The 742-nt window shown below is 65.6% G+C and carries 1 protein-coding gene; it reads right to left on the minus strand.

The window, feature by feature from the left end; translation table 11 throughout:
• Positions 1–27: 27 nt before the first annotated feature.
• On the minus strand, positions 28–742 hold a 715-nt coding region (locus ACU8YC_RS25200; RefSeq protein WP_446895987.1), incomplete at its 5' end, for a LytR/AlgR family response regulator transcription factor.

Below are 742 nucleotides of genomic sequence, written 5' to 3' on the forward strand. Positions count from 1 at the left end.
GGATGCCAGCGCCACCGGCCGGATGCTTCAGAGGTTCTGCATCAGCTTGCGCACACCGGCCACGTGGCGCCGACTCACGGTCAACGCCTCGCCATCGAGTCCCTTGAGGAACAGCTGGAAGTGCCCGAGCGGCGTGCGCTGCAGACGCTCGATCCGATCGCGGAACACCAGCGCGTTGCGATGGATGCGCACGAAGCGTTCACCGAACTCGTCTTCCAGGGATTTGAGCGGCTCGTCCAGCAGCACCTCACCGCCGACATGGCGCAGGGTGACGTACTTGTGGTCGGCGATGAAGTAGATCACCTGATCCAGCGGAATCAGCTCGATGCCCTTGCGGGTACGTGCGCTGATGTGGCTGCGCGGCCCGGCACCGGAAACGGCGGCCGGCCGGGTCAGCGCCGCCAGCTGCATGCGGTTGGGCCGCTCGGCCTTCTTCAGCGCCTCCGACAGATGCTCCGGGCGCACCGGCTTGACCAAGTAGCCAACCGCGCTGACCTGGAACGCCTCCAGGGCGAATTCATCATGGGCAGTACAAAAGATCACCGCCGGCGGCGCATCCGTCTCGCAGAGCCTGGCTGCGACCTGCAGGCCATCGAGCCCGGGCATGCGGATATCCAGCAGCACGATATCAGGGCGCAGTTCCTCGATCAGCGTCAGTGCTTCTTCGCCATTGCTGGCGGCAGGCTCGAGGACACGATAGCCGTCGAGGTCACCTACCAGTCGGCTCAGGCGCTCGCGGGCT

This window comes from Citrobacter sp. VF227, from assembly GCF_052950715.1.